Annotated in this window: 3 protein-coding genes; 2 read left to right on the top strand and 1 reads right to left on the bottom strand. The window is 29.6% G+C overall.

The window, feature by feature from the left end:
• Window positions 1–2,599, top strand: a 2,599-nt coding sequence (locus ACWOA3_RS08800) for a pneumococcal-type histidine triad protein (RefSeq protein WP_456885422.1), incomplete at its 5' end; no start/stop codon positions are given.
• Between the two features lie 318 nt (window positions 2,600–2,917).
• The gene (gene serS, locus ACWOA3_RS08795) at window positions 2,918–4,198 is read left to right on the top strand and encodes a serine--tRNA ligase (protein WP_003146984.1); all 1,281 of its coding nucleotides are present in this window, start codon (window positions 2,918–2,920) and stop codon (window positions 4,196–4,198) included.
• A 133-nt stretch (window positions 4,199–4,331) separates the two neighbouring features.
• Here serS and ACWOA3_RS08790 read toward each other — a convergent pair.
• Window positions 4,332–7,587, bottom strand: a 3,256-nt coding sequence (locus tag ACWOA3_RS08790; protein ID WP_456885420.1) for a pneumococcal-type histidine triad protein, incomplete at its 5' end; no start/stop codon positions are given.

Below are 7,587 nucleotides of genomic sequence, written 5' to 3'. Positions count from 1 at the left end.
GGTAGTTAAACCAACTCCGGTTGTTCCTACTCCTGTTTTACCAAATTTAAATAATGTGGATAAACCTGTAGAGAATGTTAAACCAACTCCAGTTATTCCTACTCCTTCTTTACCTGAAGTGAATAAAGAAGATAATAAAAAAGATAACGTTACAGAAGTAAAACCTAGTGTTTTATCATTCGCTGGAGTTCAATTTAAAACTAGTGATGGGTTTGTATTAAATGAAAATACAGTAGGTACTCCTACATCATTAGGATTAGTCGTTGATCACAATGGTCACCAACACTTTGTTTATTATAAACAATTAGTAAATTCTAAATTTGAAAAATTAATTCCTCAAAAATATTTAGAACAAGCTAAAAAAGAATATAAAGAATTAGAAAATAAAGTAACTGAAAAAATAAACTACTTAGCAAGTAAAAATAATATTGATAAAAATACTATTAAATATGTCTCTACAGCAAAAGGAGATGCTCTTTCTTACAATGGAACAACTACACTATTAGAAGAAATAAATTCTGAAAACAATAATGTTGTAACTCCACCAAAAGAAACTCCAAAAGTGGAAGATAAAGTAGAAAATAAACAACCCGAAAATAACAATGAAACTTATTCTGAGGAAGTTACTAAAAAAATTAACCATTTAGCAAAAATATTAGGTATCGATCCTAAGTTAATTAAATTAGTAGAAACTGAAAATGGACAAGCATTAACTTACCCTCATGGTGATCACAGCCATACCGTATTACTAAATGCAATTCACGTTGACGAAACTGAAGTAAATATTACGGATGAAATTCAAAAACAAATTAATTATATCGCTGAGGTTTATGGAGTACCAAAAGAAGCTGTTAAAGTTACAAAAGACTTCTTTGTATTTAACGAACCTGCTCATGCATATGACCCAACTCATATTCACCCATACTTAATACCTCGTGATAAATTCCATATTCCTGAGGTTACAGGTGACGATGAAGTTGATTTCGAGAATGAATTACTTGCATTATCAAAACGTACAGGAATTCCTGCTGATAAAATTAAACGAGATGGCGATAAATTTGTAATCCCTCATGGAGATCACGATCATTTCGTTAAAATACTATCTAAAGGAGCAGATATTTACTATAAAAATAGAATTCCTAACATAACTGGAACTTATGTTGCTGGTGATTTCGATAAAGAAGCTGTATTTAAACATATTGATGAACTAAAAGCAAATAATATCGCTAAACACAGTAATGATAAAAAACAAGCAAATCGTGTTAATCGTGCATTAGATCAGTTACGCGCAACAATTGAAGAATTACCAACTAACTCTACTAAAGGTTACCTAGAAATGTTAGATAACTTTGATAAAAAATATATTCAAGAAGAAGCTAATGCTGATACTTCTAAAAATGATGAATTTATTAAAAAATATAATACTCTATTAAATCGTATTAAAGATAACGATATTGAAAAGTACAATCTTTCAAAAGTAGAATTAACTAATGAATTAAACATAGCTAGTGAAAACAAAGATGTTAATACTTTAAACAAAATCAATCACTTATTAGATGAATTACAAAAATTCGAAGACCGTGAAAGTATTACTACAGTAAGTTACATAAAATATTTCTTAGAAAACATTGATAGTGACAAGATTGATAATAAACTACGTGAGGAACTTTCTTCACTTGTAAAAGATTCTTACGAATCTCAAGCATTTATAACTAGAACACCAATGAGAACACTTGTTACAAGATTAATTAATGCGAAAAATGCACTACATTACGCTCTTGAACACAATACAAGTACTAAGGCTGAATTCGGTGAAAACTATAATAAACTTAATAAAAAAGATGAAGATGGTATAACGCTTCGTTCATCAGCAGATCAATTCGCTAAAGAAGCAAATGACCCATCATTCCCACTTGAATTTTCTAACGCAAATTATGATAAAGCTGATTTCGAAAAATATGCAGGTAAAAAAGATGAAACTAATAATTCATCATCAGATAATGAGAGTAATAAAGTAGAAAATAACTCTACAACTAATGAAAATAATAAGGTAGATAGTACACCAAGTGGTGAAACTAATACACCTAAAGATGAGAATACAACAAGTACTGAAAACAACACACCTAAAGATGAAAACACAACAGGTACTGAAAACAATACACCTAAAGATGAGAATACAACAAGTACTGAAAACAGCACATCTGAAGACGAAAGTACAACAGAAACTAAAAAAGTTGAACTTACTCCAGAAGAATCTGCAAAATTAAACTTACTTGCTGGTCTATTTAGACTTTCTCCAGATAGTATGAATGTAATAGAAACACCATATGGAAAAGCTGTAAACTTCAACCTTGGTGGAAAAAATGAAACAATATTAATTAACGATATAGATAAGTTATTAGCTGCCCTAGTTTCAAGTGCTAAACCAAAAGAAACTCCAGAAACAAATAACGAAAATAGTACGACTCTTAACGCAGAAAAAGAAGTTTCAAATTCTGAAAACAACACAACTTCAAATGACAATAAACACAATACTAACGAAGAAACAACAACATCAAAATCAGAAAATACTACAGAGAAAATAACCGAGGAAAAATAAATTAATTTCTAAAAACACTTGACAACAAAGCTTATCATAGAGTAAAATTAATTTAAATAAATATATATAATTTGATTATAGACATGTTTTAATCTAAAAACTTTTCCAGAGAGAGTACATTTGCTGAAAGTGCTTATTGTTTATTTTAAAATTCTACTATAAATAATATCAATAATAATTTTTTTAAGAATCTTTAAGATTGAATTTGGGTGGAACCACGGTATAGAAATTAATCGTCCCTTACGTCTTTGACGTAAGGGATTTTTTATTTTATACTTAATTCAATTTAAAAATAATATACAAAAGGAGAATATAAATATGTTAGATATTAAATTATTTAGAGCAAATCCTGAAATGGTAAAAGCAAAATTAGCTGCTAGAAACTTAGAGACTGATGTAGTTGACTTACTTATCGACTTAGATAAAAAACGTCGTGAACTTCTTGTTCAAGTGGAAGACCTAAAAGCACTTCGTAACAAAAAAAGTGAAGAGATTGCAATCTTAAAAAGAAAACGTGAAGATGCTTCAGATGTAATCGCTGAAATGAAACACGTTTCTGATGAAATAACAACACGCGATATTGAAGTTAAGCAAATTGCTGAAGAAATTAACGAAAAAATCATTAGAATCCCTAACTTAATTTCTGATGAAACTCCAATTGGAGAAAATGAAGATGAAAATATTGAAGTTCGCCGTATTGGTCAAGTTAGAGAATTTGATTTCGAACCAAAAGCTCACTGGGATCTAGTTGAAGAATTAGATATTGCTGACTTTGAACGTGCTGCAAAGATTTCTGGTAGTAGATTTGTGTTCTACAAAAAAGCTGGGGCAATGCTTGAACGTGCATTAATCAACTTTATGATTGATACTCACGTAGTTGAACACGGTTATGAAGAATTTATGGTACCTCAATTAGTAAACAGAACTGCTTTATTCGGTACTGGTCAATTCCCTAAATTCGTTGAAGATGTTTATACTGTTGAATCTGAAGGACTAACTCTTATCCCAACAGCAGAAGTTCCATTAACTAACTACTACAACGGTGAAATCTTAACAGAAGATATGTTACCAAAAGGTGTTACAGCATTCAGTATCTGCTTCAGATCAGAAGCAGGAAGTGCTGGTCGTGATACTCGTGGTCTTATCCGCCTTCACCAATTCAACAAAGTTGAAATGGTACGTTTTGCAAAACCTGAAAATTCTTATGAACAATTAGAAATCATGACTGGTCATGCTGAAAGCATCCTTAAAAAATTAAACTTACCATATCGTGTTATCACTCTATGTTCTGGAGATACTGGATTCTCAAGCGCTAAAACATATGATATAGAAGTATGGTTACCAAGCTATAATGCATATAAAGAAATCAGTTCATGTTCAAACTGTACAGATTTCCAAGCTCGTCGTGCTAATATGAGATTTAAACGTGAAGACACAGGTAAAATTGAATTTGTTCACACTCTAAACGGTTCTGGATTAGCTGTTGGACGTTGTTTAGCTGCAATTATTGAAAACTATCAAAATGAAGATGGTTCAATCACAGTACCAGAAGTTTTACGTCCATACATGCGTGGAATTACAAAAATCGAAAGAGATTAATTTTATTTTAAACTAAAAAATTCCAAGAGGTTTATATAAATCCTCTTGGAATTTTTTAATAGACTAATACATTAAAAATAGTGGATCAAGTTTCCCTTATCAATCTACTACTTTTAATTTTTGTAATATAGAGTTATATATCTATTTGAGTTTTTTCAAATTTGTCTAGAGCTTGTAAATATCCATCTGTTCCTGTTACATGCCATGCTAGACTAACATCTCTGAAATTATTTAGCCAATTTAACACTTTTCTTAATTTAACCGGATTATTAGCTAACACAGTTTGTGCCTTATTTTCTAATTCTGTTAGTCTACTATTAACAACAGCTTCATCAATATTACCATTTACTTTAGGTATTTCTATATAGGGTATTTTATTTTGATTATATAATCTCCATCCTGGACTCTTAATTGGATAATAATGATTATGATCCCCATGATTTACTATCATTTGTCCATCTTGTACTTGAATATGTTCAACAGTTGTATTCATACTACTTGCTAACGCCGTTATTTCTTTTTCAAAATCACCCTCCAAGTCTGAACTCATCACCGGAACAGTTATATCATTGAGTAAAAGACGCTTAACTGAACCGTTATAATTAAATACTAACGCATTATTATCAACTGAAATGTCACTAACATTTATCCCATAGAATAGAGCAATATAATTCTTTTTACTATCTAATGTTGCTTTATCTATAGTTGTTGTAGTTTCTGCTTTCTTAGCTAAAAACTCTTTTGCTTCTTCTAATTGCTTAGCTGATAATTCTGATTTTTTGACAAAGTGATTGTGATCTCCATGTTTTACAATATAGCCATCCCCTTCTTCACTCACTATATTGTTAACATCAAAGACAAATTTATGTTCTTCAACTTCATTATTATTATTTTCTTCTGAAGGATGCTCTGCTTCAGCATTAGAGTGTTCTGTAACTGAATCTTCTTTGTTATTTATCTCAGCAGTTGGTGTTACTAAATTATCTTTAACTTGTTTTCTTATTTCGTTTAATTGTTTTTCTAATTCAATTTGTTTATTTCTACTTTGATCTACACTGTAAGACATATCAAGATAAATAATACGTGCTTTTTGTTTTAACTCATCAGCAACTTCTGGTGCTATTTTTTTCTCATCTTTTAGTTTCAATATCTCTTCTTGTAGTTTTTCTGCTTGTTCTGTAATATAATCAGCAGTTAAAGTATAATTCTCTTTTATATCCCCACCTTCAACTTTTTCAAAATTATTCATTATTCCTTTTGGAATATTTCCACCACTAGGAATTTCTAATTCTTCTTTCGGAATAGTATTGTGACTTATGTCTAGATATTCTAACGTTTTATTTTTTTCTCTTAACGTTAATGATACTACATAATTGTTTGACATTGTTAAGTATTTTAATGCTGTAAGATTATTAACATTTTCCATTGTTCTAATAACATTATTGCTAACTGTTAGATTAATCAGCTTGTCTTGTTTATTAGTTGGAAATTCACTTATCTTATTACCAGTAGCATCTAAATTTTCAAGTGCAGATAGTTTATGAACATTATTAATATCCTCTAGTTTATTATTTTTGATTTCTAAACTAGTAATTGTTTTGTTCTCAAAATCTAAACTATCAATTCTATTATTATTAACTTCTACACTTTCTAAAATTTTAGCATTTTTCAAATGAGATAATGTTGTAATTTTATTATCATTTGCTGTTAATTTTTTCAATTTAGGTAAGTTAGATACAACACTTAAATCTCTTATATTAGTATTATTCACCGTCAACTGTTCTAAATTATCATTTTTAAGGGTCGCTAACTCTAAACCTCCATTATTAGATAAGAATAGACGCTCTAATTCATTTTTATTACTTAATGCATCTAACTTTGTAATATTATTATTTTCAAGACTAACTGCTCTTAGATGATTTAAATCTTTTAGAGCTGATATATCCTTAATTTTATTATTATCTAAATTTAACGACTCTAAATTAGTAAGATTTTTTAATACATCGATATTTTCAATGTTATTTCCTGCCGCAGAGACTAATTTTAAGTTTGGATAATCTTTTAAGAACGAAATATCCTGAATGTCATTTTCAGAAAAATCAATTCCTTCTAATGTTGGTATATTTTTTATAAATGAATAATCTTTAATACCTGTTCTTGATACGTATAATTGTTTTAATTTTTTAAATTTATAAACAGGTGTAATATCGTCGATAGATGTATACCCTATTCCAAGAACTTCTATATTTGGCATAAGTTCTAAACCATTTCGTTTAAGTGGATCTTTGTTTTGACCAATATTTAAATACTTAACAGTTTTTAACCACTCTTTCATTTTTTCTACATTTGATTCATGTGCAGGAAAATCAGTGTCTGCAGAAGCATGTTGAATATCATGGATAATATCATCATCAAACCCTAATTTTTTCAGCGTCTCAGCTCCTGAATTATTATGTGGATCTGCTAGAGGTTTAGATATGTCTATATCTTTAACTAATATAGTATGGCTATGATCTCCATGTGGATACACTAATGCTTTCCCTTCTGCTGTCTCTATTAATTTTATAGAACTTTTATCTATATTTAATTGTTTAGCGACATAGTCAATTTTTGCTTCAATTTCTTTTTCTTCAGTATTTTTTTCTTCTCTATGATTGTCATTTTCTACAGTATTTTCTGAAGAATTATTCGCTGTTTCAGTTTTATCAGTAGTAGAATTATTGCTAGTATTATTATTTATAGAATTGCTTTCTACATTAGCAGTACTATTCGAACTATTTGTCTTCGCACCTTCTTTGACGTTTATATCTTTTAATAACTCCGTTTTTCCATTGTAAGAAATTGCATCCCCATTTGGAGTAATAACATAGCTAAATTTATCTTTTCCTATATTATTCTTTTGAGAAAGATAATTAATTTTGTCATTAACTTCTTTTTCCAATTCGGCATACTCTTCTTTAGCCTTATTCAGATACTGATAAGGAATAAGTTTTTCCCACTTAGAATTTACCAATTGTTTATAAAATATAAAGTGTTGATGACCACTATGAGCCACAAGAAGACCTGTTGAAGTAGCCGTGGTTACACTATCATCGGATAATTTAAACCCATCACTAGTTTCATATTGAACTCCAGCGAATGATAAAACGCTAGGTTTTACTTCTGTAACGTTATCTTTTTTATTATCTTCTTTATTCACTTCAGGTAAAGAAGGAGTAGGAATAACTGGAGTTGGTTTAACATTCTCCACTGGTTTTTCCACTTTATTCACTTCAGGTAAGGAAGGAGTAGGAATAACTGGAGTTGGTTTAACATTCTCTACAGGTTTATCCACATTATTTAAATTTGGTAAAATAGGAGTAGGAACAACCGGTATTGGTTTAACTACT

This window comes from Gemella taiwanensis (genome assembly GCF_054054385.1).
Note: the sequence above shows the minus strand (reverse complement) of the source record. Positions and strands in the feature narration are given on the sequence as shown.